The organism is Pseudomonas sp. URIL14HWK12:I6 (assembly GCF_000514195.1).
GTDB classification, from domain to species: Bacteria; Pseudomonadota; Gammaproteobacteria; order Pseudomonadales; family Pseudomonadaceae; genus Aquipseudomonas; species Aquipseudomonas putida_A.
Map to the genome: position 1 here is coordinate 96940 of NZ_AZVL01000005.1, position 24586 is coordinate 121525.

At 52.6% G+C, this 24586-nt stretch carries 25 protein-coding genes and 1 pseudogene; 16 read left to right on the plus strand and 10 right to left on the minus strand.

Translation table 11 applies throughout. From position 1 onward, the window contains the following. Positions 1 to 816: 816 nt before the first annotated feature. Together H043_RS29695 and H043_RS30990 are read left to right on the plus strand one after the other, a co-directional pair. Positions 817 to 1029, plus strand: a pseudogene (locus H043_RS29695) (serine--tRNA ligase); the annotation flags it as partial. 38 nt (positions 1030 to 1067) lie between these two features. Next, complete coding sequence (locus H043_RS30990) at positions 1068 to 1187, plus strand: hypothetical protein (protein WP_368681404.1); 120 nt, start codon at positions 1068 to 1070, stop codon at positions 1185 to 1187. Positions 1188 to 1405: 218 nt separating this feature from the next. On the opposite strand, the gene H043_RS29020 is transcribed toward H043_RS30990, so the two are convergent. The 3 genes from H043_RS29020 to H043_RS0110530 all read right to left on the minus strand — a co-directional run bounded on the left by H043_RS29020 (position 1406) and on the right by H043_RS0110530 (position 3879). Then, complete coding sequence (locus H043_RS29020; RefSeq protein WP_049827841.1) at positions 1406 to 1672, minus strand: hypothetical protein; 267 nt, start codon at positions 1670 to 1672, stop codon at positions 1406 to 1408. Between the two features lie 241 nt (positions 1673 to 1913). Continuing rightward, positions 1914 to 2321, minus strand: coding sequence for a hypothetical protein (locus tag H043_RS0110525; RefSeq protein WP_027611825.1), 408 nt, complete (start codon positions 2319 to 2321; stop codon positions 1914 to 1916). Between the two features lie 388 nt (positions 2322 to 2709). Further along, positions 2710 to 3879: an MFS transporter gene (locus H043_RS0110530; protein ID WP_177325618.1), complete on the minus strand. Its 1170-nt coding sequence runs from the start codon at positions 3877 to 3879 to the stop codon at positions 2710 to 2712. Positions 3880 to 4088: 209 nt separating this feature from the next. On the opposite strand from H043_RS0110530, the gene H043_RS0110535 reads away from it, so the two are divergent. The 3 genes from H043_RS0110535 to H043_RS0110545 all read left to right on the plus strand — a co-directional run bounded on the left by H043_RS0110535 (position 4089) and on the right by H043_RS0110545 (position 6455). Further along, positions 4089 to 4700 carry a TetR/AcrR family transcriptional regulator gene (locus H043_RS0110535; protein WP_027611826.1) on the plus strand — a complete coding sequence of 204 codons (612 nt, stop codon included), beginning with the start codon at positions 4089 to 4091 and terminating at the stop codon, positions 4698 to 4700. A gap of 592 nt (positions 4701 to 5292) precedes the next feature. Next, on the plus strand, positions 5293 to 5730 hold the full coding sequence (locus H043_RS0110540; RefSeq protein WP_027611827.1) for a hypothetical protein: 438 nt from the start codon (positions 5293 to 5295) through the stop codon (positions 5728 to 5730). Positions 5731 to 5996: 266 nt separating this feature from the next. Then, positions 5997 to 6455 (plus strand): hypothetical protein, encoded by a 459-nt coding sequence (locus tag H043_RS0110545; protein WP_027611828.1) that lies wholly within the window; start codon positions 5997 to 5999, stop codon positions 6453 to 6455. A gap of 139 nt (positions 6456 to 6594) precedes the next feature. Here H043_RS0110545 and H043_RS29025 read toward each other — a convergent pair whose 3' ends face one another. From H043_RS29025 to H043_RS29035, 3 genes are all read right to left on the minus strand, one after another. After that, positions 6595 to 7248 (minus strand): alpha-ketoglutarate-dependent dioxygenase AlkB, encoded by a 654-nt coding sequence (locus H043_RS29025; RefSeq protein ID WP_049827843.1) that lies wholly within the window; start codon positions 7246 to 7248, stop codon positions 6595 to 6597. Beyond that, positions 7245 to 8849, minus strand: coding sequence for an AlkA N-terminal domain-containing protein (locus H043_RS29030; protein ID WP_256214176.1), 1605 nt, complete (start codon positions 8847 to 8849; stop codon positions 7245 to 7247). Before H043_RS29030 ends, H043_RS29025 begins: the two co-directional genes overlap by 4 nt. Before the next feature lie 242 nt (positions 8850 to 9091). Continuing rightward, positions 9092 to 9355, minus strand: coding sequence for an HAD family hydrolase (locus H043_RS29035; RefSeq protein WP_049827844.1), 264 nt, complete (start codon positions 9353 to 9355; stop codon positions 9092 to 9094). 629 nt (positions 9356 to 9984) lie between these two features. Between H043_RS29035 and H043_RS0110570 the strand changes: the two genes are divergently transcribed. The 6 genes from H043_RS0110570 to H043_RS30995 all read left to right on the plus strand — a co-directional run bounded on the left by H043_RS0110570 (position 9985) and on the right by H043_RS30995 (position 16581). Beyond that, positions 9985 to 12270, plus strand: a complete 2286-nt coding sequence (locus H043_RS0110570) for a hypothetical protein (protein ID WP_027611830.1) — start codon at positions 9985 to 9987, stop codon at positions 12268 to 12270. A 418-nt stretch (positions 12271 to 12688) separates the two neighbouring features. Then, positions 12689 to 13531 (plus strand): glutathione-dependent disulfide-bond oxidoreductase, encoded by an 843-nt coding sequence (gene yghU / locus H043_RS0110575; protein ID WP_027611831.1) that lies wholly within the window; start codon positions 12689 to 12691, stop codon positions 13529 to 13531. 140 nt (positions 13532 to 13671) lie between these two features. Next, entirely contained in the window at positions 13672 to 14103 is a 432-nt protein-coding gene (locus tag H043_RS0110580) for a hypothetical protein (RefSeq protein WP_155953475.1), read from the plus strand. A 518-nt stretch (positions 14104 to 14621) separates the two neighbouring features. Continuing rightward, positions 14622 to 15341, plus strand: a complete 720-nt coding sequence (locus H043_RS0110585; protein WP_256214189.1) for a GIY-YIG nuclease family protein — start codon at positions 14622 to 14624, stop codon at positions 15339 to 15341. 101 nt (positions 15342 to 15442) lie between these two features. Then, a complete protein-coding gene (locus H043_RS30235; RefSeq protein ID WP_155953476.1) occupies positions 15443 to 15994 on the plus strand; it encodes a hypothetical protein in 552 nt (183 codons plus the stop codon). A gap of 164 nt (positions 15995 to 16158) precedes the next feature. After that, positions 16159 to 16581 (plus strand): pentapeptide repeat-containing protein, encoded by a 423-nt coding sequence (locus H043_RS30995; RefSeq protein WP_368681405.1) that lies wholly within the window; start codon positions 16159 to 16161, stop codon positions 16579 to 16581. Between the two features lie 236 nt (positions 16582 to 16817). Here H043_RS30995 and H043_RS0110595 read toward each other — a convergent pair whose 3' ends face one another. Continuing rightward, the gene (locus H043_RS0110595; RefSeq protein WP_027611835.1) at positions 16818 to 17042 is read right to left on the minus strand and encodes a hypothetical protein; all 225 of its coding nucleotides are present in this window, start codon (positions 17040 to 17042) and stop codon (positions 16818 to 16820) included. Positions 17043 to 17158: 116 nt separating this feature from the next. Next, on the minus strand, positions 17159 to 17614 hold the full coding sequence (locus H043_RS0110600; RefSeq protein WP_027611836.1) for a helix-turn-helix domain-containing protein: 456 nt from the start codon (positions 17612 to 17614) through the stop codon (positions 17159 to 17161). Between the two features lie 307 nt (positions 17615 to 17921). Between H043_RS0110600 and H043_RS0110605 the strand changes: the two genes are divergently transcribed. The 5 genes from H043_RS0110605 (at position 17922) to H043_RS29040 (ending at position 22273) form a co-directional block, all read left to right on the plus strand. After that, complete coding sequence (locus tag H043_RS0110605) at positions 17922 to 18230, plus strand: hypothetical protein (protein ID WP_027611837.1); 309 nt, start codon at positions 17922 to 17924, stop codon at positions 18228 to 18230. A 64-nt stretch (positions 18231 to 18294) separates the two neighbouring features. After that, complete coding sequence (locus tag H043_RS0110610; RefSeq protein ID WP_256214177.1) at positions 18295 to 18789, plus strand: hypothetical protein; 495 nt, start codon at positions 18295 to 18297, stop codon at positions 18787 to 18789. 182 nt (positions 18790 to 18971) lie between these two features. Beyond that, complete coding sequence (locus H043_RS0110615) at positions 18972 to 20294, plus strand: type II toxin-antitoxin system HipA family toxin (RefSeq protein WP_027611839.1); 1323 nt, start codon at positions 18972 to 18974, stop codon at positions 20292 to 20294. A gap of 182 nt (positions 20295 to 20476) precedes the next feature. Then, on the plus strand, positions 20477 to 21205 hold the full coding sequence (locus H043_RS0110620; protein ID WP_027611840.1) for a metallophosphoesterase: 729 nt from the start codon (positions 20477 to 20479) through the stop codon (positions 21203 to 21205). A gap of 165 nt (positions 21206 to 21370) precedes the next feature. After that, entirely contained in the window at positions 21371 to 22273 is a 903-nt protein-coding gene (locus H043_RS29040; protein WP_155953477.1) for a hypothetical protein, read from the plus strand. Between the two features lie 77 nt (positions 22274 to 22350). On the opposite strand, the gene H043_RS0110630 is transcribed toward H043_RS29040, so the two are convergent. Both H043_RS0110630 and H043_RS0110635 read right to left on the minus strand, forming a co-directional pair. Further along, entirely contained in the window at positions 22351 to 22983 is a 633-nt protein-coding gene (locus tag H043_RS0110630; protein WP_027611841.1) for a response regulator transcription factor, read from the minus strand. A 35-nt stretch (positions 22984 to 23018) separates the two neighbouring features. Beyond that, complete coding sequence (locus tag H043_RS0110635) at positions 23019 to 24386, minus strand: cache domain-containing protein (protein ID WP_027611842.1); 1368 nt, start codon at positions 24384 to 24386, stop codon at positions 23019 to 23021. Positions 24387 to 24586: the final 200 nt, after the last annotated feature.

A 24586-nucleotide genomic window follows, 5' to 3' on the forward strand; every position in this document is an offset into this window, starting at 1 on the left:
CTCTCGCCTACGCTCATTGGCTAGCTTTGCTCATGAAGTGCAAAGGCTGTCAGCGGCCCGCTGAGAACAGATGGAGAAAATGCCATGAAAGATGGAAAAGTTGTTCTGGTTCGCCAGTATGACCGTTTCCGGCTTGGGCAGTGGGAAACCGTGTGCCAGCACATGCGCTCCCTACCGCGCCGGTAAATGAGTACCTTTGTGGTAGCTGCACCTCTTCAACCTTTCAACATGCGTTGATGTTTCCTGCTCGCATTCAGGGGACTTCAATCACCTATCCCCCCAACGGAAAGGCGGCTCATTCAGCTTGCTCACACCGATGGCTTTGTTCCTTCAAGGCTTGAACCCTGTCCCATGCTAGCGCCGTTTGCGAAGCACGAGAATGAGACCGCTATTCGTCTTCCAGGGCGATAACCACCTTAGCCGGCAGTCAGCGTTTCTCAAGTCTCCCAGACTAGGCCGTCAGCGCGTAAGTGCACAGTTGAAGACTTTATTATCGTCTCAAAGTTGGACGATGTTTTCCCATCTTCAATTCGGTTCACGTGCGATTGCGCGAGACGTGCGCTCAGATCACTTTATTTGGGGCTGCACTCTGTTCTCAAGAGATCAGCGCTGCAGCGAAAGCGATGCACAGACATTTTTCCGTACCCTTAAAACACGGGCCTATGCTGTGTTTGCCATTCGCCATACGAATCTATATGGTTATATGAGTGGCGAATGCGAGAATGTCGAGCGCTCTTAAGGGCTCACGATCTAGTCGTCCCCGTGGCTTGCTCAACTCGAATTACAAAGCCATTTTGGCATTGTGAGAAACACAAAATTCTCGATCCCAAACTGTTGCGTGATCAAACTCAGGAAATGGCGGATCGCTTGGCGTCCCGCGGCTTTAGCCTGGTTGTCGTGCGCATTGGATCGCTTGAGGAGCGTCGAAAGACGGTGCAGATCCGCACTGAAAAATTGCGAACTGGGCGTAATGCCCGATCAAAATCTATTGGCCAGACAAAAGCCAGGGGCGAAGACATCGCTCCGCTCAAGCGGCCAATCTATTTTTGACGTCGTCATTGCATGCCTTGAATTCAAGGACACCCATAGAGATGTTCAGCACGGAAGACGGTGCCACTGCTGTCACAGACCTCGTCGAACGCCCTGAGAATGGAATTCTCTGTGATCGCCAACCAGCCACGAAGTAAGCGCCGTGATTTAGAGTGACGCGCGGTATCGTCGACACATCATCAGACGATGTAGAAAATGCTGAGCATTTTTGGCTTTTGGCGTACATCGTTACGATTCAATCACACAGTGCAACCTTCAAAATCGAGTCACTGGAGCCATTTCATTCTCAATGCAAGGATGACCAGCGTGAATGCTTATCTAAGGATTCATAGGCGCTGCCACACCACTGGCTTTGTCAGATTGAAATGCTCATTTTCCCCAATTCATAGTACTCCTGACAAACCGATGCGAAATGGGCAAGCATCTCAGGCGGCATGCTCGTGGGGAAGTACCCAATAAATTTCGGTTCCCTGCCGACTCCAGGGTACGTTTCAATATGATAAACTCTAAAGTAACCTTCTATTTCGGATTCACACTCTGCGCCTAACTGGATCATCCAATCGCAGTAATCGCCCAGTTTGTCGTTGTACTGTTCAATGTAATCGAGTGATTTGTGTTCCATGACTATTTCCTGTTTTTGTTATGAGTAAATTATAAAAATGGAGCAAGGGCAGCTGCAACAATTTTTTTTCAAATGACTCTATGGGATCCAGGATAAATAAAGCGCAGTCAGCGCAACTTCAGATATGTCAGACTCGTTGCGAAATCAAATAGGCCACAATCTGGTTTAACGAAATTCACGTGATCAATCACGCCCTTTCACAAAACCAGCAAGGCCATGTCGCGCTTTTTACACCCAAACATCACGCCGAATGAGCACTGGTGCTCCACAGTTGGCTGTAAGCATCAAAGCTCGGCCAAAAATTATCAAAATCTCTGTAGTCCATAGCTTTGGCGATCTCTTGTTCCTCGTAGCCAATGGCATTCCAAACAAAAACGAAGCGCTCGTTAAGTGAATTCAGTGCAAGCAATTCAGCAGCCTGTGTGGGGCTTAGCTTGCCTACGCGCTCCAGTGCTTCCTGCTCATACTCAGGATTCGACAGGCCATCGGCCGGTACTCGCCTGCGTGCGGTATCGAATATGCCTAGCAACCAGCCTATGCATTGAAATTGAGAAATTCGAACCGATTTGAATTCTTCGCTGGGCCCGAAAATTTCAACCGTCGCGATGGTTTCCCTTTCCAGGTAGCTGACATTAATGCAATAAGACATATGACGGATAGCTCTTATTAAAATGGCGTTTCAGATGGTAATAATGCTCCCGTATTTAATTGTTTTATGCAAGCAAAATTTCAATTGCCATTTTGACAATTAGTTTAACTTTAATGCCGTAGAGAATAAGTGGCTCTGATCCAGTAAATAAGCGTTATCGAGGTTTTAAAAGTTGTCCGAAGTCAGGCGTTTTTTTAAGACAGTAGTACAGTTTCTGATTGCGACCGTTAAATTACCTGCGGTCATGAAGCAGATTTATGCGCGTAACGTGTCGAGCGATGCCCAGTGAAGATTGCGCCGCGGAGTAGGGTGAACGCAGATAATGCCGAGCTGTTGTGATCATCTTTATGACCTCAAAACCCACGCAAATCTGCGCCCATTGCCCGTATCAGTCTTTTACGACTTCAGCGCTTCGAGGTGACATCGCGTGGTTCGCAAACGATGCCTGTTCATCGCGGCCAAACAACCAGACCATCGCGGCGGTTACAAGACAGACAACTCCGGCACTGACCAACGTCGCGATCAGGCCGATACGGTCAACGGCGAATCCGCCGAGAAACGCGCCCGATGCCAATCCCAGTTGCAGGACGGCGATGTACATCGCACTGGCGCTTTCCATCTCTTGGGGGGCCGCTTTGAGCATCCACCCTTGGGTTGCAATCGGCAGTGCACCGAAGGCAAAGCCCCAGAGAATGATCAAAACGGCTGCCGGTACTTCGGCACTGCCAAAGATCGTCAAAAGAACCATCGCAACATCAAGCCCTAGCGTAGTCAGGCCCAACGTCATGCGCGCATCGCGCTGGGCAGCGGCACCTGCAACGAAATTGCCGGTGAAGCTGGCGATGCCGTAACCGAGAAGCACAGAAGAGAGCAGAGCAGGCGTAGCGTGCGTCACGTGTTCAAGGAACGCGCCCATAAAGGTGTATGCACCGAAGTGACCTGCAAAGGATACAAAGATTGCAATCAAACCAATGCGCGCTTGCGGGATGCGAAAGAGGGCAACGAGGTGCCGCATGCTGACTACTTCGGTCGGGGCGAGGCGTGGTAACAGCCATAGCTGGGCAGCCAGGACGAATGCGCCAAAGCCCGCCACCACGCCAAATGACGCTCGCCAGCCAAAGGCGTGACCGATCAGCGCGCCTGCCGGAACACCCAGCACCGCACCTACGGAGATGCCCGAGAAGATAATGGAATTGGCTCTTCCCACCGAGGCGGCAGGAACAATCCGAGTGGCTACCACGCTGCTGATCGCCCAAAAGGCGCCGATGTCGATGCCGAGCAGGACACGACCCAGGAGGATCATCGGTAAATTCGGCGCGAGCGCCACGATGAGATTGGACAGAACCAGAATGGCACTCAAGACCCACAGGATGATCCGGCGATCCAGCTTGCCTGCCACGAGCATAACGGCAGGAGCTGCGACAGCTGCAACGAGACCAGGAATGGTCATCATCAAACCGATGATGCCTTCTGAAGCCTGCATCTCTGATGCAACGCTCGTCAAAAGACCCACTGGAAGAAATTCGCTTGTGACCAGCGCAAAGGTGCCGAGCGCCACGGGTGCAATGGCTAGCCACTATCGTGGGGTGGCTTTTCTAGAAATATCAAGCGGCGGTTGCGGTGCTGACATGGAGCATTTCCTTAAGCAAAGATGGTGGCCAGGCTCTAAATCGATTGTGTATCGATTACTACACAATACAAGCGCGGCTCTATGCACTGTCAAGAAAATTATGTATTGTTCACTAAGAAATTAAGGAGAAGCTCCAGATGGCTGCCGGCAGACCGCGAGAATTCGACATTGATAAAGCTTTGAAAGAAGCCCTGGATGTGTTTCTTCAGAAGGGCTACGAAGGCGCATCTCTGACTGATTTGACCCAAGCCATGGGCATCAATCCCCCCAGCCTCTATGCGGCGTTTGGCAACAAAGAAGGCCTCTTTCGCCAGGTGCATGAGCGCTATCTGCTTGAGCGCAAGGCTGTGATCGAGTTCGCCCTTGCCGCGCCAACGGTTGCCGAAACCGTAGAACGCTTTTTGCGTGGAAGCGTCGAAGAGCAGACCCTCGACGACCGCACGCACGGATGTCTGCTTGTGCAGGGCGCGCTGGCTTGCACTGACCAGTCCAGTGTCATTCGGCAAGAACTGAACCACTCCCGCCTTGCTGGTCAGGTCGCGCTGACTGATCGATTTGCACTGGCACGATCCAAGGGAGAGTTGCCGGAAAAAGCGTCTCCTGAGGGGCTGGCGCGTTACGTCGGCACGCAGGTTCATGGATTGGCAGTCCAGGCTGCAAGCGGAGCAACCCGTGCAGAATTGATGGCTGTCGTGGACATGACAATGAATGCCTGGCCCAGCGTGGCTGGCTTGGCAGTGCCCACGTGAAAAAAGATCAACGCAAATGTCGGGTCCGTAACGTGCTCGAATAAATGTTTTCCCACCGCCGGTTCAATGGTACTGAAGGGGGGCACGTTGTGAGGCCAACACGGTGTGTCGTACGCCGTTGCTTTTCACTGACGTAGTGGCGGAGCGGGAACACCATACGCGCTTTGGAATGCGTGTTGACGCGAGTTACTTGTCATTTTCGATCGCGCTTCGGAAAAAATGAAGACTTACTCTCATTGAAAAGAGGCTGTTTTGGAAGCCAACTCCCGCATTGTCTTTCTAATTGAAACTCACTGGATCGCTGGCTTCACAGCCACTATGTTGTTTCAAAGACTTCTCTGATCTAAATGATTTGGCATGCGGTGGAACACATGAGTTGCGATATTGCTTGCGCTCAGGGTGATAACGAGGGCGTGTCGCTAGCGTCGCACTTAAATTACATCAATGACTGTGACAATGATTTTAGGCTACTGTTGTTTAGGTGCATGGTCTTTTATACGTCAAAACAATACGGCGTCAATCGCAAATAGTTTGCATTGCTTGGGTGGCGGGCATTATATTGATATAACAATTATAATAAAAAGAGATACCCATGAATACCTTCACTATGAATGCCATTGTTACGTCAACGCCTAATGGAACGAAACTCGTGGTTTCACACTCCCCACACAAAAAAGAGTCAGTGGACGTTTCAGCATTCCAAGTCATCGGCTTGTTATACCGCATGTCGGACGCGCTTGTTGAGCAGCAACCACAACTCGCTCAGGTCGTCACTGATTACTTCACGTCTCGTCTGCGCTTTTTCGGTTTTCTAGAAGAAACTGTCCAGATACTGCTGAAGGCGGACACCTGGAATCTCAGGATGCGTTATGCATGGTATGTCTTGGATAACGCTCACAAGACCAAAACCCAAGAGCTTGACTACGAAATTTACCAGAATTATTGGCCTACCGATAAATTCTGTAATCCCGAGTGGCAAGAGAAACTTGAAAGGTGGATTCTCGGCGACGATATGGGTGGAAGCTTCTAGATTATCCAGCATTGCTCTACTGAAGGCGAGACTGACAGAACTTGTGCAATCTGTCGCCTGCCGTTTGCAAACAGATAAATCGGATAACCACACAACCTGCTGAACGACATATGTCGATAGGGCTTGCAGCGCAGTCAGCACGCGAAATCGAAGAAGTACGGTCGTATTACTACCTTTAAAGGCATTGCTGTCAACCGCGAATAGTTTGCATCGACTGGTTCTCAGTTATTAAAGTGGATCTAAACAAAAGTAATGGAGGATCAACTGTGAGTATTTTCAGCATCAATGTCAGCGTGACGCCTTCTCTTAACGGCCCAGTACTTAGGGTTGCACACGTTACTCAGGGGAAAGAGTCAGCCAATATCTCGATATTCCAAGGTATCGGATTGCTCTACCAGCTGATTGACGAGCTCGTAGACCAACAGCCGCAATATAGTCAGGTTGCCATTGGTTTTTTCACATCTCGCCTGCGCATGCTCGGCTATCAAGAAGAAACCGCTCAGATATTACTGAGCGCGCACAACTGGAGCACTAGGATGCGCTCCGCATGGTATCTCTTGAATAAAAACCACCAGACCATCGCCCAAGAACTTGACTATAAAAGCTATCAAAACTATTGGCCAACCCTCGAGTTTTGCAAACCTGGCTGGTCGGCCGAGGTTGAACAATGGATGCTCGACGATGATCCATCTGAAGACCAGGTCGAATTCAAAGATATCAGATGAGAGCCAAGCCCGTCGAAGACCAGCTCAAGTTGAGGACTCAGTTTCATGGCGCCGGTTCACACACCGATTAATTCCTCTCACAACCACCTGCCAATAAGCAGGGCATGGCGTGTGCATCGTCAAGCGCGAGAGCTGAGGATTACGAATCCCGCACTGCCTGCGATTGGCTCATGAAGTTAACGCTGATCCGCGCATCTGGAATACCTGGCTCTTTGGGAACGCAATGCACCCAATCCTGTTGAGCCCGTCCTCCCATCACCACCAGATCTCCGGAGGAGGGGATGAATGTCAGAGAGCTGCCGCCCTTAATCGGCTTGATCAAAAACTTTCGAGAGGCTCCCAGGGTCAAAACCGGAACGATGCATTCCAGCTTCCGACAGGAAGGATAATCACGGTGCCAGCCCGTGCCGTCTCGTCCACTGCGATAGAGATTCATCCATAACCCATCGTAGGGAACGCCATAATGGTCTGAGAGTGCCGCCATGGCTTTTAGCAGGCCTTCTTGGGAAATCTGCCGAATATCCGGGTAGGCGGCCGTCATGCGCGGCTCGAGGAACACCTTGTTGAACATGCGGCGCTGATGCTCAGCCCACGGCACGGAGGCCAACATCTGCTCAAACAGCACCGACGCCCCCGATGCCCAGCCAGGCACGATCTCCACCCAGGAGTATTCGTCGAGCTCGACTCGCTTGGCCGTGTGAAAAGACCTATCGATTGTAAATTCTGTTTCGTTATCGCCGAACAGATCGTTTTGACCGTTCAAAAGGCTCAGCGAGTGGTTTCGATAGTTCATGGCTCTACGATCGCTCCTTTCAAGGGGGATTTTTCGTTCTGATCGGTGCCTTGGAGGCTGTCGCATGCATACGGCACCACGGGATGGGTGCCCTCGGCCAGACCCTGCCAAGCGCGCAGAACCGCGTAACTTCGCCATGGCCGCCAACGTTCCGCGACTTGTGTAGCCGCCTTCGCATTGCTCACACCCAGGGCTTTTTGTAAGGCGACGTCTCCTGCTGGAAATGCATCGGGCCACCGTAACGCGCGCATGGCGATGTATTGCGCCGTCCAGTCGCCGATGCCGGGATGCCCCCGCAACTGCGTGCACGCGACGGCGACGTCCACACCAGGTTGAAGTATCAATTCTCCAGCGAGCACGGCCTGCGCCAACGCGTGCAGCGCATTCTGTCGTTGCCGGGTTATACCCAACCGACCGAGCGCATCCGAGCTGGCGGTGGCCAATGCCTCTGGCGTTGGAAATAGCCGATCTAATCCCGACACTGACGTTTCGAGGGGCTCGCCTAGTTCCTCGACAAAACGATTGCCCAGCGTGCGTGCAGCCGCCACGGTAACCTGTTGTCCAAGGATGGCTCTTACCGCTAATTCAAAGCCATCTGGCGTGCCGGGGACTCGCATGCCCTCGCTGGTTGGAAAGTCAGTACCCAGCGCCGTGTTGATGGCCAGTGGATCAGCATCTAGGTCAAAAGCGGCGCGTACCCGGTTTATCACCGTCGGGAGAACCGATGCCAAAGAATCGCTGACCGTGACTATGGCAAGGTTGTGTTCTTCGTCGAATCGAACACGCATCCATCCTTTGTAGTGATGACCACTTTGCCGTAGCAGTAGCGTGCGAAAATATTCCTGGCCCTCTACGCATTCAAGAGCGGACAGCGCGCGCAGTCGAAGAAAATTGAGCATCCCCGCTACATCATAGGGAGGTCTCCAGCCCAATCTGACCGTTATTCCTTGGCCCTGTGGAACCTCCTTGCTGCGCCTTAGTGTGCTTGGATTCAGACCATAGTGATGCACGAATGCATCGTTGAAGCGGCGCACACTCGAGAATCCGCTGGAAAGGGCGATCTGCGTCATAGGCAGTCGGGTATCCGCAATCAGCTGCTTTGCTGCCAATAACCGCCGGGTTTGCAGGTATTGAAGAGGGGACACACCGAACTGGGCCTCGAAGATGCGCCGCAGATGCCGATCACTGATGCCCAGTTGCTGCGCGACGTAAGTCGTCAAACCGCTCCTGACAGGCCCTGGATTGTCTTGTGTTGATGAGGTCATGCCCCACACCTGCAGTTCGTCCATCATTCGCGAGGCCTGTTGAGCAAGGATGCGTGAAGCGTCCTCAGTACTCCACGACATGACGCCCGGGGCTAACTCCGGTCGACACCGCAAACAGGGTCTGAACCCTGCCGCTTCCGCTTGAGCGGCGTGCCTGTAAAACCGAATATTCTCGCGCTTTGGCGTTTTCACACGGCACACCGGACGGCAATAGATTTTGGTGCTGGTGACGGCCACGAAGAATGAGCCATCGAATCGGGCGTCTCGCGCCTTCAATGCTTCGTAACAAGCATTGCTTTGTGAAGCGTCAAGAATGGTTTGCATGATGTGGATCATACCTTCCATCCACCACTGTCACTGGCCATTTCCGGACATGTGGCCCAGCGAGTTGGCGGTAGTGCGCGAAGGTCGCTTTTCTTGGAGGGCTTGAGCTGCACATGCCACAACGAATGGTTGCTCAGATGCTGTAACGTATGGCGATCGACAGCAACTTCACATCTGTGCGGTGTATCGATACAAGCAAACGCGAAGTAACCGTTTTGTTCCCTCGGCCTACCGAACGAGGCCACCTCCGCAACTTACCTGTTAGCAGCAAGAATCGAATCGGAAAACTCAACCAGGTTACTGAAATCCTTCCCACCCATGCGATTCAAAAGGTACCCGCGAATGCCTAATGCTCGCGGGCCGTCACGGTCACATTTCGCAGAATCACCGATCATGGCCACGCGATCGTTCGTGAAATATTCGCTGGTGTCCGCGCCCAAGAGCTCACACGTTGCTCTATACATGAACGGCTCGGGTTTCATCGCGCCAATCGCGAAGCTGAAGCCGTAGGTATCCATCGTGGGGTAACCGACATGACTCGACTTCGGAAGGCGAGCAGGATAGGGGAGGTCAATGCTACAGGGCGCTTGACCCTCGTAGATCCAAGTTGAGATATTTTGATTCGCAAATTGGCTATGCCCACACGCGTCAGCGTTAGACCGTGACGCTACATGACTCGATCAGACGCCAATGAACGGGATGTGGGGCATGGGTTATTCAATGTCAGGTGGGATAGGAGACACTCATACGTACATGACACCTTCGCTTGGTGGGCTGGAGGACATTCTTACTAAAGACCTCTCCGCAGTTTTTTGCGAGATCAACCCTGGCCTGTTTGCGGCAGTACACGGTTGACATTTTGCAGGAAGGAGCAATCGTTTTGGCGCACGTTGCACGTGGCCGGCTTCACGTTAACGCAGACTCACCCGGAAGAGGCTCAGTCAATCTGCGTTTCGATTGTGGGCTCGCACACGTGGCAAAGTGAGATATCGGCTATCTCCGGTATTCACGCAAAGGTGATTGGAAGTCCCCAAATCAACCTGAAAGCTGTTAAGACGGCATTGCGGAGAATCGCGGAAATGAATGATCTACTGTCTGACGAATATTAGCGACCTGACCTTGGTGCGGATTGGAGTAATAATGCAGCATGAGCTACGACTTCAGAAATCTCTCATCGGTGGACTTTGAGGATCTTGTCCGAGACCTCATCGGAAAAGAAGAAAGGCTTCGCTTTGAGGCATTCTGCGCAGGCCCAGATGGTGGTATTGATGGTCGGCACGCGAACGCCGGCGGTAATGTTGTTCTACAGGCGAAGCATTATGAAGGTTCACCGTTCAGCAAATTAACGGCAGCCATGAAGCGTGAGCGCTCTTCCATCGATCGGTTGGCTCCCACCCGTTACATACTCGCAACCTCCTGCAGGTTTACTCCGCTTAGCAAAAGTAGGCTCTCTCCACTCATAGGACCAAGTTTGAAATCTGAGTCGGATATTTTCGGTCCGCAAGACCTCAATGGTCTTCTGCGAAAATACCCAGACATCCTCAAGTCGCACATCAAACTCTGGCTCTCGGGAGTGGGGGTTTTGGAACGGGTCTTACATGCGGCAGCCCATACCTTTGCAGCACTCACACGGGAAGACATTGAGCAGAAGGTACGCGTCTATGCATCGAACCCAAGCTTCGACGAATCACTGGCTACGCTCGAAAAGCATCGACTTCTCATCATTTCCGGGCCTCCAGGCGTCGGTAAAACCACATTGGCCGAGATGCTTTGTTACACCTTCCTAAGCGAGGAGTGGGAGCTTATTCCCATCCGTAGTCTGGAAGATGGCTTCGCCGCGATTAACGACAGCAAAAAGCAAATTTTCCTTTTCGATGACTTTCTAGGAAAGGTTGCTCTCGATAGGCAAGCTTTGGCGCATAAGGATTCTGACCTTGCGCGCTTCATGAGCCGCATTCGCCGATCACCGAATGCCCGTTTTATTCTGACAACGAGGGGCTATATATTTGAGGAAGCCCGTAGAGTATCCGAGCATCTTGGTGATCAGCGCCTGGATGTGACAAAGTACGTACTCGATGTTGGCATTTACACTCGTCGTATCAAGGCGCGGATTCTCTACAATCATCTTTTCGTGTCAGAGACACCGCAGTCACATATCCGGGCGTTGTTGGAGAGTAAGAGTCTCCCGGAAATCGTTGATCACAAGAACTATAACCCACGTGTCATCGAGGCGATGACCGATGCATTTCGCGTTGGTGACATCGAATCCGTCGATTATCCCGCTGCCTTCATCGGCGCCCTGAACAATCCAAGCCAGATTTGGGATACCGCTTTTCGAACGCACATCGATCACCGGTGTCGGCATCTCCTGATGGCGATGTTTTTCCTTTCAGAATACGGGGTTTCAATCATGACGCTTCGCTTATCTTTCGATTCCCTGCACACCTCGATGAGCAGGGCCTACGGCCTGGCACACGGTCCTAAAGATTTCGAAGAAGCCCTCCGTATTCTGGAAGGTAGCTTCGTCAATGTTGTCAATTTCGATGGGCCCATAGTTTCTTTTCTCAATCCTTCACTCAAAGATTATCTCTCCACCTACCTGTTGGACACAGATCTGCTTATTCGTCTTGTACCCACGGCGATTTCAATTGATTGGCTGTCGAGTCTTTGGGACTTCGCGCATCCGTCCGGTCTTAGTGAGGCCGACCAAGCGAAGATCGCTGGAGCCTGCATTGAAATGCTCGAGATGATCGAAGAGCGCCCGCACTGGCGTCCTCGAGCCGGTGACGCCCGCTCGCTTGAGTACAATGATGCCGCAAACTCCACGCGACTACAGATGCTGATGGATTGGTGGGAGATCACTGACGACAGGCGGTTTGCCGACAGCATCATCAAGATCGCGCGCAATCCACAGCAGGGCTTCAGTGCATGGTCAGATGGGGAGGCGCTGATCAAGTTCTGTTCTGCGCGCAAAGGTAAGGGCTATGACCGACCCTTCGTTTATGAAACCGAATTCCTAGGGCTCATCGAAAAGGCACTCACCGACGCCATACGGTGGAGTTCAAGTGACATGCTTTCCACACTTGTGGATGCGGTAGACGCTGCAGATGGGTTGCCCGACAGCATTACCTGGGCCTTGCAGACGGCTGTGCTCGAAGAGTTCGAGGATAACGCTAGTCGCATTCGTGAGGATGATAGCGAATCCTCTCTATCGGACCGGATTGATGCCTTGAAAAAGTTCGCGCCGCGTTTTGGTGTACCGGAAGCGGAGTTAAATAGCGCTGTCTCAGCCATTGAGGATCGCATGGCCGAGATTGAAGACCGAAGCAGTCACGCCTCCTCTCCGAGTATTCGGTCGTCAAGCAAGCGAGACGGGGAAAAGTTTGACGACCGCGCTCTCCGTGACCTTTTTACCCCTCTCCTTGATCGCTAAGTCAGCTCGGTGGAACAGGCGCGTCGTCCTTCGTTCACAAATTGTGAGCAGTCTCTTGGCGTAGTTTCAGCATCCCGACCGTCAGGTATTGATCCCAGGCTGTGGGAAAACATTTAGGAGTAGAGCTAAAACAGATCCGAAGATTGCCATGAGGATGTCTTAAGGCCGTCACTGGTTTTTAGGCACTAGCGTGCTACAAATGAGATACCTCAGCCCGCACCGGACGCGGACTAAATGCTCTCAATCTGCGATCAAAGAGATCCTGATCGAGGCGTCACTAAAGTTGATTAGATTGGATTTGTCATCTATAAGCTATTCTGTACTTGATAACGTGCTCGGCGAGCCCATAGCGATCTGAGCTCGATCACCGTGGCGCATGCGCAGTCACTCGCCACCCATTCACGAATAGGAGTAGGCGATGAACGAGTCCAATCCATACGTCCCACCAGCAGTTTGGGTGTGGGATCAGCCCAATGGTGGCACCTTCGCAAACATCAACAGGCCGACCGCGGGCGCTACGCATGAGAAACCTCTGCCCCGTGGAAAGCATCCCCTTCAGCTCTACTCGATGGGAACGGGAAACGGGCGCAAGATCACCATCATGCTCGAAGAACTGCTGGCAGCCGGCGAGCATGATGCCGAGTACGACGCTTGGATGATCGACATCTTCGCCGGCGATCAGTTTGGCTCTGGATTCGTGGAGTTGAACCCGAATTCCAAGATTGCTGCGATGATCGACTACAGCGGCTCGCAACCTATCAAACTCTTCGAAACGGGCGCCATTCTGTTGCACCTGGCGGAAAAATTCGGTCGATTTATTCCACAGGATTCGGTTGGGCGCGCCCAGTGCTTGTCTTGGCTTTTCTGGCAGGTTGGCAGCACGCCGTATCTTCCTGGAGGCCTGGCTCATTTCTACAAATACGCCCCCGTAAAAATCGAGTATGCGATCAACCGCTATGCGATGGAGGTGAAACGGCAGCTTGATGTTTTGAATCAGCGCCTCGAGGGGCGAACCTTCATCCTTGGCGAAGACTACTCGATTGCGGACATTGCCATTTTTCCTTGGTACGGCGGGATATTTCTCGACTGGGGCTATGGTCTCGCTGAGTTCCTAAACAGCGCCGAATACCCCAATGTCGAGCGCTGGGCGAAAGCGATTGAGCAGCGTCCCGCGGTGCAGCGTGGCATCCGAGTAAACCGCACAAGCGATGATGTGCCAGGGCTTATTCGAGAACGCCATTCCAAGGAAGACCTTGACTAAATACAGCGAGCCGATAGGACAAAAGCGAGGCTATTTAAAGCTCTGAAAGCGTGCTTCGATGTGAGAACATCACATTGAACGTTACACGTCAGGCGCCGCTGATACAGAGCGCTCCCAGGGGCCTTGGCAGGAAGACCTCAATGGTGCAAGGAACAGCAATGATATTGGAGTCACCTATCTGGGTTGAAGGACAGGCCACTGAGGTGCTGGGTGAGCTTGGAGCCGAATCAATCGCGGTCTATCGTTTCCTCAGTGAGCGTTTTTCTGTTGAGGATCCCGCGCAAGACAGGCTGTTTCAATTTGTATATCGGTCATTTTATCGGTTGGACAGTGCAGGCCTTAGCGCTGAATTCAAGGGGCGTTATTTTGAGCTCATGAGCATCGCGAAATCGGCCTGCACCGTCGATCTCCGTGAGATCGCAAGAGAGCTGGGAGACTTTCCAAATCTGAAAGGTCAGTCCTCCCTCCAGTTTTCATTTGCCACCAAAATGGCGGCGACCGTATGCGCCCGCAAACCCATCTATGATGCTGAGGTCGCCTCGATCTTCGGCTTCCAAAGGCCGCCTGCCTAGAAATCTTTTGAGGCCCGATTAGAACAATATTTTCTCTTCTATTCAGGCCTTCAAAAACTTTATGACGAGATCATCGAGGAGGGGACATTCAAGCAGGTCAGAGCTCAGTTCCGGTCAAAATTTCGAGACACTGAGGGATACGTTTCCGACCATAAGGCCCTCGATTTTATATTTTGGGCAGCAGGACGCTACAAACGGCGGCAAGCGGTCTTCCATGACCTTGCAGCGGAATGAGCACGCGACCCGCTGTTGTCACGAATCCTGGATTCACCCCACGAAGTTGTTCATTCAATCAACCCTGCCTCCATCTGGTTCTCTCGGAGTACCTCGGCACTTAGTGCACATTTGGATTAGGTGAGACAGCGACGCCGTATGCTCGCGCGCACGTTGTTTCCAAGCTGCATAAGAGAGCAAAAATGCTGCTATTCGATCTACTCAAAATGTGGGAGCCCACGTTCACTCCCACAACCGCGAAGGTCCATCTCGCGAGGCATAACGGCGAGGAGCATCCATTGGACGTGTTCCTTGAAGGCCGGTTTGACCGGTGGCAATCCTGGCAAGCCAATCAGAACTTCAAAAAAGAATTTGTGGTGTCACTCATACAGGCAGGACGCCCAAGTAGTTGGCTTTTCGCAGGGCTTTTCCGAAAGGTGGGTTGCACCAAACACAGCAAACCACGCAAACACTACGTCTACGAGCTGCAACGTATTGACGCGGCAGAGGACTGGGTGGGCAGACTTTATCTCACCAGTGCATACAAGAAGCGACATTCGTACCCGCTGGGCACAACGATGGCCGCAGATCTCGTTGTGAGAGAGTTACTACCTAAGCGTTTGAGTGTCAGCGACTTTCCGGGCTACAAAGCCGTGAACCTGACCAAGGAGCACTTGGATATTGTGGTTCGTCATGACGTACAAAGTTGGCGCGCGGCGCTCGCTAACGTGAAGGGGGTCTATCTCATCACTGACAGTGCCACAGGCAAACTTTATGTGGGCAAGGCCGATGGCGAGGAGGGTATCTGGGGACGATGGCGAACCTACGCTGCGACCGGGCACGGCGGTAATGTTGCTCTGAAAAAGGAATTCGGCATCGAGGCATCGCCTGATCGTAAATACGACCTGCGATTTTCCATCTTGGAAATTGCCGATATTCATGCCATGAAAAGCGAAATTTCAGCGCGTGAAAGCCATTGGAAAGCAGTGCTGCTCACCAGGATTCACGGCTACAACCGAAATTAGCTGAGCGAGATGTCAAACAACGTCTGCCAGTTCTGTTGAAGCGATCGGCCCTGTAGGCGCAGATCGCAGATAAAGCGCAGTATCCAATTCAAGAGCTAGTAATGGATCTACGAAAAAAACAATATTGTGACGATACCTGTTGCACCTGTGACAGCTCCAACCCAATGATAGATTTAAAGGCCAAATTGCCCAGTGGTGAGTTGGTGGGGCCGATTGGAATTGGTGACAGATATTATGGGACTTCATTGGTCGATCCAGCAGAAGCGTTCAGTACTGGGATCCCGCTCAAAGGCACTTGCATTGATCTTTTAAGGCACGCAAGTCGAGGAAGGGGCACTCGCTTTCGAGGCACCACGCCGACATCGGTGGTGTCTCATCCCATGGGGCAAGGTGCTATGTATTGGGCCGATGCGGGTGGCTGGGTTTATGAGTTAGGTGAAATGATCGGCTGGGATCTGGAGCGCCTTTTAGAAGGTCGGGTTCCGACGATCAATGGCTATACGGGGACACCTTATCCCGGTGAACTCAAGTGCTCAGTCGATGCAAGAATATTACCCTCGATGATTCGCAGGGGAGCCCGGGTGAAGAAGGGCAGACGCTTTTTGGAGTTGGAAGAATGGCAGAAGAACAAGAACTATCAGTGCAAGAGATAGCTGAGCTTCGAGATCGGTGAAAAACTGAGGTCGGTTTGCGCGTAAAGAAACAGCTTCTGCTAGCCCTGCGTAATGGAGATGACAGTTGGCCCAATCTGCTTTCGCAGTTGCCCAACGTTGGGGTTGTTGCTCCATATCCCGAGGCTTTGGATGATTTGCGAGGATTGGACCTATGCGAGGAGCGCCTGGAGCGGGTCTCGTTGACGCATTCCGATCTGAGCTTTGCCAGTTTTCATTTGTGTAATTTGACGAAAGCCAGATTTCAGTACTCCAAATTGAGTTGGGCGCAATTTAGCCGGAGCAACCTGACAAGCGCGGACTTGCTTCAAGTGACGGCGGATCACGGACGCTTTGATCGTTGCTCACTCCGGGGAGCGATGATGATGACTAGTAATTTTCGTCACGGGTCGTTCAAGGGATCAGATTTACGAAGCAGCGTGCTCAACGGATGTGATTTCAGAGACTGTGATTTGGCAGACGTGAAGCTTAAGGGGGCTGAGGCCTATAGCGTGAAAGTGCCCCCTTCATTTGATCTGGAGAGCCATCTGACAAACTCTACTGGCCCGAATCAACCTGAGCCACGGTGATTCTCAACTGCGCCTCGTGTTTTCGTCCCTATGACACAGGTCATGGCTAGAGAGTGATGAGCCTGAACGAGCAAGGCGGTCAGCTGTTCAGATCTTTAGTCCTTACAGCCATAGCTCTACTGTCTACAGACCAATGACCAACAGGGAAGGGAGTTGTTCGATAGGTCAAACCGGGACGTGTTACGCAGTTGCAGAGTACTGCTCCGTTCGAGCGACATAGCCAGAAAAAATAGAGCTCAATATTCAGAACTGCCCGCAGATCCCCCCAATCGGGCGATGCCCTGCTTGATATGCCCAGCATTTTCACCAATCTTTTCAAGCGCTCCTCGAGCGTTTTCACACGCTTCTGAAGACCCGCGCTGTTCTTCCAGGAGCACAAGCTCCATCAGCGCGGCTTCGATCGCCAACTGGTTCTCGTACATTCTTGCCAGCACGTCAGGAAGGGAATATTGCTCAGCCATAACTCGACTCCGTTCGCATGGAGATCCAAGCATAGCAGTGGTTTGTCGATGGCCTGGAGCGATTGTTGGAGTGCCGTGGCAGGCGCACGAACATACTCAAGTCATGCGGACAAAACTTAACTCAAACGGTGCCAATGACGCCGAACCGTTGACTCCGCCATCCCCAGTTCCCGTGCAATATCAGCTTGTGAATAGCCTTGATCTTTCAACGCCTGGACCTGCTTTCGTGCTAGCGCTGCAGCGGCAACGCGCGGATGAGGTTTTTCTTCAGGTTCCAGTGCAATGGAGATATCGAGCAGTGATTTTGACTGAAGGTCTTTTTTTACGAGCTCCAGGATATCGCCGGCAGTTACGTCTTCATGCGCCGCACAGACCAGAGCCATTAGCGCGACAGGGTGCAGCTGCAGAGCGCCGCTCAAGTCGATGATCGCCTCAAGGCTGGGCGATGTTTTTCCACTTTCAATTTGGCTCACGTGCGATTGAGTGAGGCTTGCGCTCAGATCCTGTTGCTTAAGACCGCGCCCTGTTCTCAGCAGCTTCAGCGCCGCGGCGAATGCGATTCGCACAGACATTTTTCCGTTCCATAAAAACAGAGTTGTATGCCGCGTTTGCTATCCGCCACTCAAATCTATATATTCATATGAGTGGCGGCTGTGGCTCATTTGCCGAATTCACACCACACAAAAATCCAGTTCCGCCCATGTGTGCGCTCTTTCAATTAAGAAGTAAATCGAAATCGGGATAGAGTCGACGCTAGGTGCTTACCATTGTGTTCTGAGCATGACTGTTGGCGTTTGAATTTGATGAATGCGAGGAATTTCATGATGCACCGAGAAAGGCGTTTTTTGACTCTGGTTCACTCCTCAGGTGAATCGCGACATGGCTGAAGAAGAGCTTGTTCCATCCGTACCGGCAGCTGTTGCAGCGGCAATGGAAATGAATTTCGGAATGCCAGTGACTGCTTATTTGCTGGCGGCTGTCGACAGCCCCCCGATCCTCATGGGGACGGTGTATGGCGATACCACTGGCCGTTTCAGAGAAGGTGCGAGTATCAGAACATCCAGAATTGTGAAGGTGTTTTTCATCGACGGGTACTCGTTGTTCCGCACTGTCGGCGGGAGTCTTTACGTCGTGGTGAGCTGGATTCCACCTGGCAACAATATTTATATGAATCGTGTTTATCACTGACTTACTCGGGAATGGTGAGCTCGCAACGAAGCAAGCTCATAGGGCTTTTCGAGGTGCCGTGGTAATGGACATCGTGACGACTCCTCGCCTGGCGATCACAGGGGGAAAGCAGGTTTGGGTGGCAATGAAAAAATCGAATGGTATTGACACCGAGTTACTCGGCGATTTGTTTTATGGGGCAGCACACGCAGTGGGAGGATCAAGCCTCACCAACGATGAATTGATCAGTGTCGCCAACGATACGTTCAAGGAAAAGCATTATTGCGTCGTCCGACATTGGATGTTACTGGATGTGCTGCCTCCACCATCCATAGAGCAAGACATCAAAGCGCAGGGTCTTGAGACAACCATTTTGTTTGCCCAGTTGATGGTGTTCGATAGCCAGAATAAGCACCGCCCTGGCGAAAGCGTGTTAAGCGGCTACCAACGGGATCTTGATGGATGCATTTTCGAAAGCAAAGACATGCTGTACATCCTGGCCGGCCGAGGCGCGAGAAAGCACGTAAGTGTGCCTGCTATTGCAGCGCTACACGAATATTTGTTAGGGCTCGTCAAGTAGTGCGAGATTGGGAAAAGCCCCCTGCTTGGGCGGAACGCCTTGCTCGCGATTGGAGTGATTCGGCGACGCTGATCGAGAAACTACTCTCCGCCGTCCAAGGGTACCGTCAGCCCCCCCAAAAGCTCGGCGGACTCATATTGACCAAGGCACAGTGAGGCTTCGGCAATTTGCCAAGATGATGTATGGAATCCATCACGCTCCAGGCTCACTCGGAAGGCCATTGGCATGATGCAATGGTGATCAGCTTCGATTCATCAGGAGATAGCCTGCGCAGCCGTTGCATCATCCACTATCTGCCCGAATATCTTGCGTATCAGTACATTCAGCTGGGTACAGTTAAAGCACCAGCCGTGAGTGCGAATCTCTCGCTGGAGTGGGACATTCGGCGCGAGACTGCCCCAGCTTTTCTGCACGATGTCATCCCGGCGGGTGCTGCACGTCGGCACATCTTGTCGAGATCGGTAGTACCGCCAGGGATGTCGATTGATCTCTTCCTGCTGCAACAATTCGCTGCTGCTCCCATTGGACACCTGCGCATAAAAAGCGCGGCCGAAACGCTGTATTCCGTAGGCAAAGTGCCTGATGGGGCTACCCGAGAAGAAGTTGTCAAGGAAGGCATGGGTTTTCTCGACCACGCCAAGGAAAACGGGATGGCAATAACCGGCGCTCTCGGGGCCGGCGGTGAAGCTCCAAAAATGCTGCTGGTCGAGGATGCTTCGGGGCAGCTTTATCCCGACGGGGTGCTAAGCGACGCGCAGGTGTACCGACATTGGTTTGTTAAATTCCCGCGTAACACCGCAACCAGACTAGACCGAGACATCCTGCATTCCGAATACTGCTTTTACCACGCGCTGGGCGAATTGGGGATCGACACGATCGCCGCCGATGGTCTGACCCACGAAGCAGCGAAGATGCCTAGCATTTGGATGCAAAGATTCGATCGGAAGGTCTCTCCGGGGGCAGTGGAGCGCATCGCAGTCGAGTCAATGTATTCATTATGTGGCGTCAGGCATCGAGGTAGTTATTTGAATCATTTCGATGTCGTGGATCGGCTAGCGGAAACATGGATTGCGGCCGGCCAAGAATCTGAAATACCGGACATGGTTAGCGAATACTTGCGACGGGATTTGATCAATCAAATCGTCGGGAACACCGACAACCATGGCGGAAATCTCTCGATCCTTCGGGGCAAGGAGCGAGTGAGCGTTGCACCCATCTACGATCTTGCGCCCATGGTGATGGATATCGAGGGCGTTGTGCGGATCACACGGTGGTCAACAAATATTGAACGATTAGGTTCGGTCGATTGGGGGGCTGTGTGTGCTCGCTTCGCGCATAGGGCAGATCCGGAATGGTTGTTCGATCGCTTACAGGCGGATGCTCGGTTGCTGCTGGCGTTGCCGGATTTGCTACAGGATTTAGGACTGCCCCAGGAAACCTGGCGCTCGCCGATGATTCCGCTCAGACGTCTCGAAGATACGTTTCGCCGGTGGAAGTTGATGTGATTGTTCCACTCAACGGTTGCTTTTTTGAAAGCCAAGACGTGCTGTTCATCTTGGCTGGTCGAGGTTCAAGAAATCACGCGTCTTGGCCGGCCATCAGATCGTTGAGCGCAGCCGTTGCAGCTAGCCAAAACTGATGCTGGTACTGCCTGCGGCGCACGCTCACCCTGAAATGGGGTTTCGCAATGAAAGTTAAAATCTATTCTGATCTGCATCTCGAGTTTGCGTCATTTGATCCCGGGCCGACTGGTGCTGACATCGTTATTCTCGCCGGTGATATTCACACGAAGGCGCGCGGAGTCGATTGGGCCAACGACACGTTCGATTGCCCAGTACTTTACATATGCGGGAACCATGAGTTCTACAGGGGGCACCTTGAGCTCACCCTGATCAAAATGAAGGGAAGTGCTCGATCGCACGTTCACGTGCTGAACAATGAGACCTTCGTTTTCAATCAAACGCGTTTCTTGTGCGCCACCGCCTGGACTGATTTTTCACTCATGGGCGATGTGTTCGCTGCAAAAAGAGCGGCATTGGAATGCATGAACGACTACGTCGCTATTCGCACTTCAAACAACTTCGGGCGCCTCAGGCCTGACGATCTGGTTAGCGAATCAAGAGCAACGTACGCCTGGTTATCAGAAGAGCTCAGAAAACCATTCGAAGGGAAAACGGTGGTTATCACCCATCATGCTCCGACCCCTTCAGGGCTTTCGGAGAGGCTCGGCATGCACCTGGAGGCGGCTTATGCGAATGACTGGCCCGAGTTGGTGCGGCAGGCAGATGTGTGGGTGTATGGCCATACCCATGCTGCAGCTGACTTTGTTGAAAACGGCTGTCGGATGATTTCGAACCCAAGAGGTTATCCAGGTGAAAAAACGGGATTCAGAGCGGATCTCGTGATCGAGGTTTGAAGGTTCGCGTGCTGAGGTGACGGAATCGCAGATGCCCTTTGTTTGCCTTCGTGGGCTTGAACAAGCCGGGTGGTCATGTAGTGGAGTGGTGCCCGCCGGCAAGTGCCGTTATGATCCCCGACTTTTTGCCGCAGATACAGTGCGGCATCGATTGTGGGGGATGCGATGACGGAACTGTGGAAACCGGTTGGAGGAGTGTTTACGAAAGAGCCTCCTGTGTTACCGGATGCAGGATATCCACTATCAACTGTCAGTATTGTGATCTTGGTCGCAGTGATTTTCACTGCAGCACTGGTGTTTCGCATTGCCAGACAAAGCAAGCAGCCGGAGTGGCGTCTGCGTCAGCACATGTTGGATATAGGCGTCTTCAGCACGCTGATCTACATCATCGTGATCACCGTGTTGGTATGGGGTCGCATCAGTACCCTATTGGTCATGCCGTTGAATGAGTTCGGCGACTTCGTGGCCGGTATATTCGGCCCAGTGGCCTTTCTCTGGCTGGTCCTGGGTTACTTCCAACAGGGTGACGAGCTACGTCTGAGTACAAAGGCACTGGAAGATCAAGCTGATGAGCTCAAGAGGTCAGTCGAGCACCAAGCCACTTTGGCAGATGCCACCTTGAAGCAGATCGAAGTGCAGCAACAGGCACTTCAACTGCAATTAGAGGACAGAGATAAGACATTGCTGGCGAGCTTCAATATCGAGATGAATTTCAAGCTTCTTTCAGAGCAAGAACAAGTCGTGTTCAGTGCGCGGCTTACCAACACCGGCAATGATAGCTTCAGGGTTTATGTAGACTTCGACGCAGACATGACAGTAGGCAACCGTTATTTTTTCGGAGATATAAAAAGCACCTCTCATCGTGAATTTGATGTCATTTTTCTCGAGTCAGAGGAAGGTGTTGAGGGTCTTTGCTATGTATCCTACGAGGATGCCAGAGGGAACATACGAAGAGAAAGTTTTTCCTGTCGTTACAAGCCTACTGACTCGCAGCCTTGGATAGAAAAGATTCGAAGCGTTCCCTTGGCGCCACCCTACTTTGTCCGAGCGGAATCCACCCCTGATTGAGTCTGGAAGGGGGCAGTGAAGTTCCTCCGACGTCCCGGGTATACCTCATCCGATTAATCGATAAGCACCGTGTGTCCTCAGCGCGAAATGATGCCGTGATCGATGGCGTACTTGACCAACGCTGCCGGTTTGTCGATGTTGAGCTTGCGGCGGATGCTCAGACGATGGGTTTCCACGGTGCGCACACTGATGCCCAGCTCTCGCGCCATCTCCTTGTTGTTCATGCCATGCGCCATTTTGTATAGCACCTGGCTTTCACGGGGTGTCAGTTCATTGTCGGTGCTTTTGTTGGTGATCAATCGCTGGGCGATTTCGGCGCTGTAAAACGTGCCACCACTGGCCACGGCTTCAATGGCCGCAATGATTTCTCGTGACGGTGCGTTCTTTAGTACGTAGCCGCTGGCCCCGGAACGCACTGATTCACTGACGTATTCGTAATTGTCGTACATGCTCAACACCAGCACTTTGAGCGATGGGTACTGGCTGCGTAGCAACCGGGTCAACTCCAGTCCATTCATGTCCTTGAGGCTGATGTCGACCAGCAAAAGATCTGGCTGACAGTGCCCGACCATTTCGATCGCCTCAGTGCCGCTTTCGGCTTCGCCTACTACTTCCAGGAGGGCCATGACGGCCAATAGGGCCTTGATGCCATCGCGGACCAGGGAATGATCGTCGACCAAGGCGACCCGGATTGGGGAGGGCAGGTTCATCAAGGGCATTCACTCTTATTATTAGGTTTATTAGGTCAGCACTTGCCGCTGGTAGATTTCATCGGCAGCAGCACGTTCAATTCGCTGCGTCCCGGCACCGAAATCAGGTCTAACCGGCCGCCAAAATGCTCTACACGCTCACGTATATTCCTCAGGCCAATGCCGGCTTGACGACGTTCGACCTGCGTGACGTTGAAACCAACGCCATCATCGATCACCGTCAGACGAACATTGTCTTTGCTGCCGTGCAAAGTAATTGAAACGTTTCTCGCCTGCGCATGCCGCTCAATGTTGGTCAAGCCTTCTTGCACGATTCGAAACAACGAGATCACTGCGCCATCGACCAGATGACAATCGAACTCATTGTCGTTATAGATCACGGTAAGACCGCTGCGTTGCTCGAATTCTGCGGCCAATTGGCCAATGGCGGCTGGCAAGCCAAGGGTATCGAGCAGTGATGAGCGCAGGTCATGAGACAGGCTACGCACCTCGCCAATGGCCTCGCCGAGGCGTCCAGTGGCGTCTCTTAATGTGTGCAGGCCTTTGTCGTGGGCTTGACCGTTTTCCAGCAGATGGCTGGCCAGTTCGAACTGAAATTTGATCGAGACCAACAACTGGCTGATACCGTCGTGTAGCTCGCGGGATACCCGTGAGCGCTCTTCCTCCTGCAGACTGACTATGCGCTGGGTCAGGCGTTGCAGCTTTTTGTCAGCCAGACGGTGTTCGCTGACGTTGAGGGTCATGCCGGTGGCAAACACGAACAGCACGGCAACGAGAGCGACCACGGCAATTGACAGCATGGTCTTGCGGATATCCTGGGTCACCTCGGCACGGGCCTGCTGGGTGGCTCGTTCGACGTCTTCAAGGTAAATGCCGGTGCCGAGCATCCAGCCCCAACGATCAAGCATCACCACGTAGGCGAGCTTGTCACTCACCTGCCCGGAAGAGGGTTTGTTCCAGGCGTAGCGTTGAAAGCCTTCGCCCGATTGCGCGCTTTTGAGCAGCGCCTGGATCACCGGTAAGCCGTGCGGATCTTTCATGTCCCACAGATACTTGCCCACCAATTCGGTCTGGCGTGCGTGCATCAGACTGCGACCCTCGCGATCGTAGACGAAGAAATAACCGTTGACGCCAAAGCTGAGCTTGCGCAGCTCTTCCAACACCTGTTGCTGAGCGTACGCGTCACCGCGGCCGTCCTCGTACAGGGGCGCGATCAGGCTTTGTGCCATTTCCACATAGTTCTTCAGCTCGGCACGCTTGCTGGACAGGATGCTGTCTTCGATCAGTTGCGCCTGTTGATCACCCAGTTGCCGATTAAGCGAAATCACCAGCGCACAGATAACCGCGATGGACAACAGGAGCGGCAGAACTCCGAGTGCAACGATCTTGTGTTTGAGCTGCATGACTGCTCCTAGGACGCCCGGGTGAAGGGGCAAAAGCCGGTATCAACTACCAAAGATACTCAGGTCAGCAGTGATGCTGAACGTAATGATTGGCGTCGGTAAGTTCAGCGAACCGAAACACCAGCCCGGTAGGCGCGAGGGCCACGAAAAAACATTGGGCAGCCAACTTCGATGTTCGGAGATGTCTTTGATTACGTAGA

Coding starts and splice junctions, on each gene's coding strand:
- H043_RS29020 (WP_049827841.1), bottom strand. CDS start 1,672: ATGGAACACAAATCACTCGATTACATTGAACAGTACAACGACAAACTG.
- H043_RS0110525 (WP_027611825.1), bottom strand. CDS start 2,321: ATGTCTTATTGCATTAATGTCAGCTACCTGGAAAGGGAAACCATCGCG.
- H043_RS0110535 (WP_027611826.1), top strand. CDS start 4,089: ATGGCTGCCGGCAGACCGCGAGAATTCGACATTGATAAAGCTTTGAAA.
- H043_RS0110540 (WP_027611827.1), top strand. CDS start 5,293: ATGAATACCTTCACTATGAATGCCATTGTTACGTCAACGCCTAATGGA.
- H043_RS29025 (WP_049827843.1), bottom strand. CDS start 7,248: ATGAACTATCGAAACCACTCGCTGAGCCTTTTGAACGGTCAAAACGAT.
- H043_RS29030 (WP_256214176.1), bottom strand. CDS start 8,849: ATGATCCACATCATGCAAACCATTCTTGACGCTTCACAAAGCAATGCT.
- H043_RS29035 (WP_049827844.1), bottom strand. CDS start 9,355: ATGGATACCTACGGCTTCAGCTTCGCGATTGGCGCGATGAAACCCGAG.
- H043_RS0110570 (WP_027611830.1), top strand. CDS start 9,985: ATGAGCTACGACTTCAGAAATCTCTCATCGGTGGACTTTGAGGATCTT.
- yghU (WP_027611831.1), top strand. CDS start 12,689: ATGAACGAGTCCAATCCATACGTCCCACCAGCAGTTTGGGTGTGGGAT.
- H043_RS0110580 (WP_155953475.1), top strand. CDS start 13,672: ATGGTGCAAGGAACAGCAATGATATTGGAGTCACCTATCTGGGTTGAA.
- H043_RS30235 (WP_155953476.1), top strand. CDS start 15,443: ATGGATCTACGAAAAAAACAATATTGTGACGATACCTGTTGCACCTGT.
- H043_RS0110595 (WP_027611835.1), bottom strand. CDS start 17,042: ATGGCTGAGCAATATTCCCTTCCTGACGTGCTGGCAAGAATGTACGAG.
- H043_RS0110600 (WP_027611836.1), bottom strand. CDS start 17,614: ATGTCTGTGCGAATCGCATTCGCCGCGGCGCTGAAGCTGCTGAGAACA.
- H043_RS0110605 (WP_027611837.1), top strand. CDS start 17,922: ATGGCTGAAGAAGAGCTTGTTCCATCCGTACCGGCAGCTGTTGCAGCG.
- H043_RS0110610 (WP_256214177.1), top strand. CDS start 18,295: ATGGACATCGTGACGACTCCTCGCCTGGCGATCACAGGGGGAAAGCAG.
- H043_RS0110615 (WP_027611839.1), top strand. CDS start 18,972: ATGGAATCCATCACGCTCCAGGCTCACTCGGAAGGCCATTGGCATGAT.
- H043_RS0110620 (WP_027611840.1), top strand. CDS start 20,477: ATGAAAGTTAAAATCTATTCTGATCTGCATCTCGAGTTTGCGTCATTT.
- H043_RS29040 (WP_155953477.1), top strand. CDS start 21,371: ATGACGGAACTGTGGAAACCGGTTGGAGGAGTGTTTACGAAAGAGCCT.
- H043_RS0110630 (WP_027611841.1), bottom strand. CDS start 22,983: ATGAACCTGCCCTCCCCAATCCGGGTCGCCTTGGTCGACGATCATTCC.
- H043_RS0110635 (WP_027611842.1), bottom strand. CDS start 24,386: ATGCAGCTCAAACACAAGATCGTTGCACTCGGAGTTCTGCCGCTCCTG.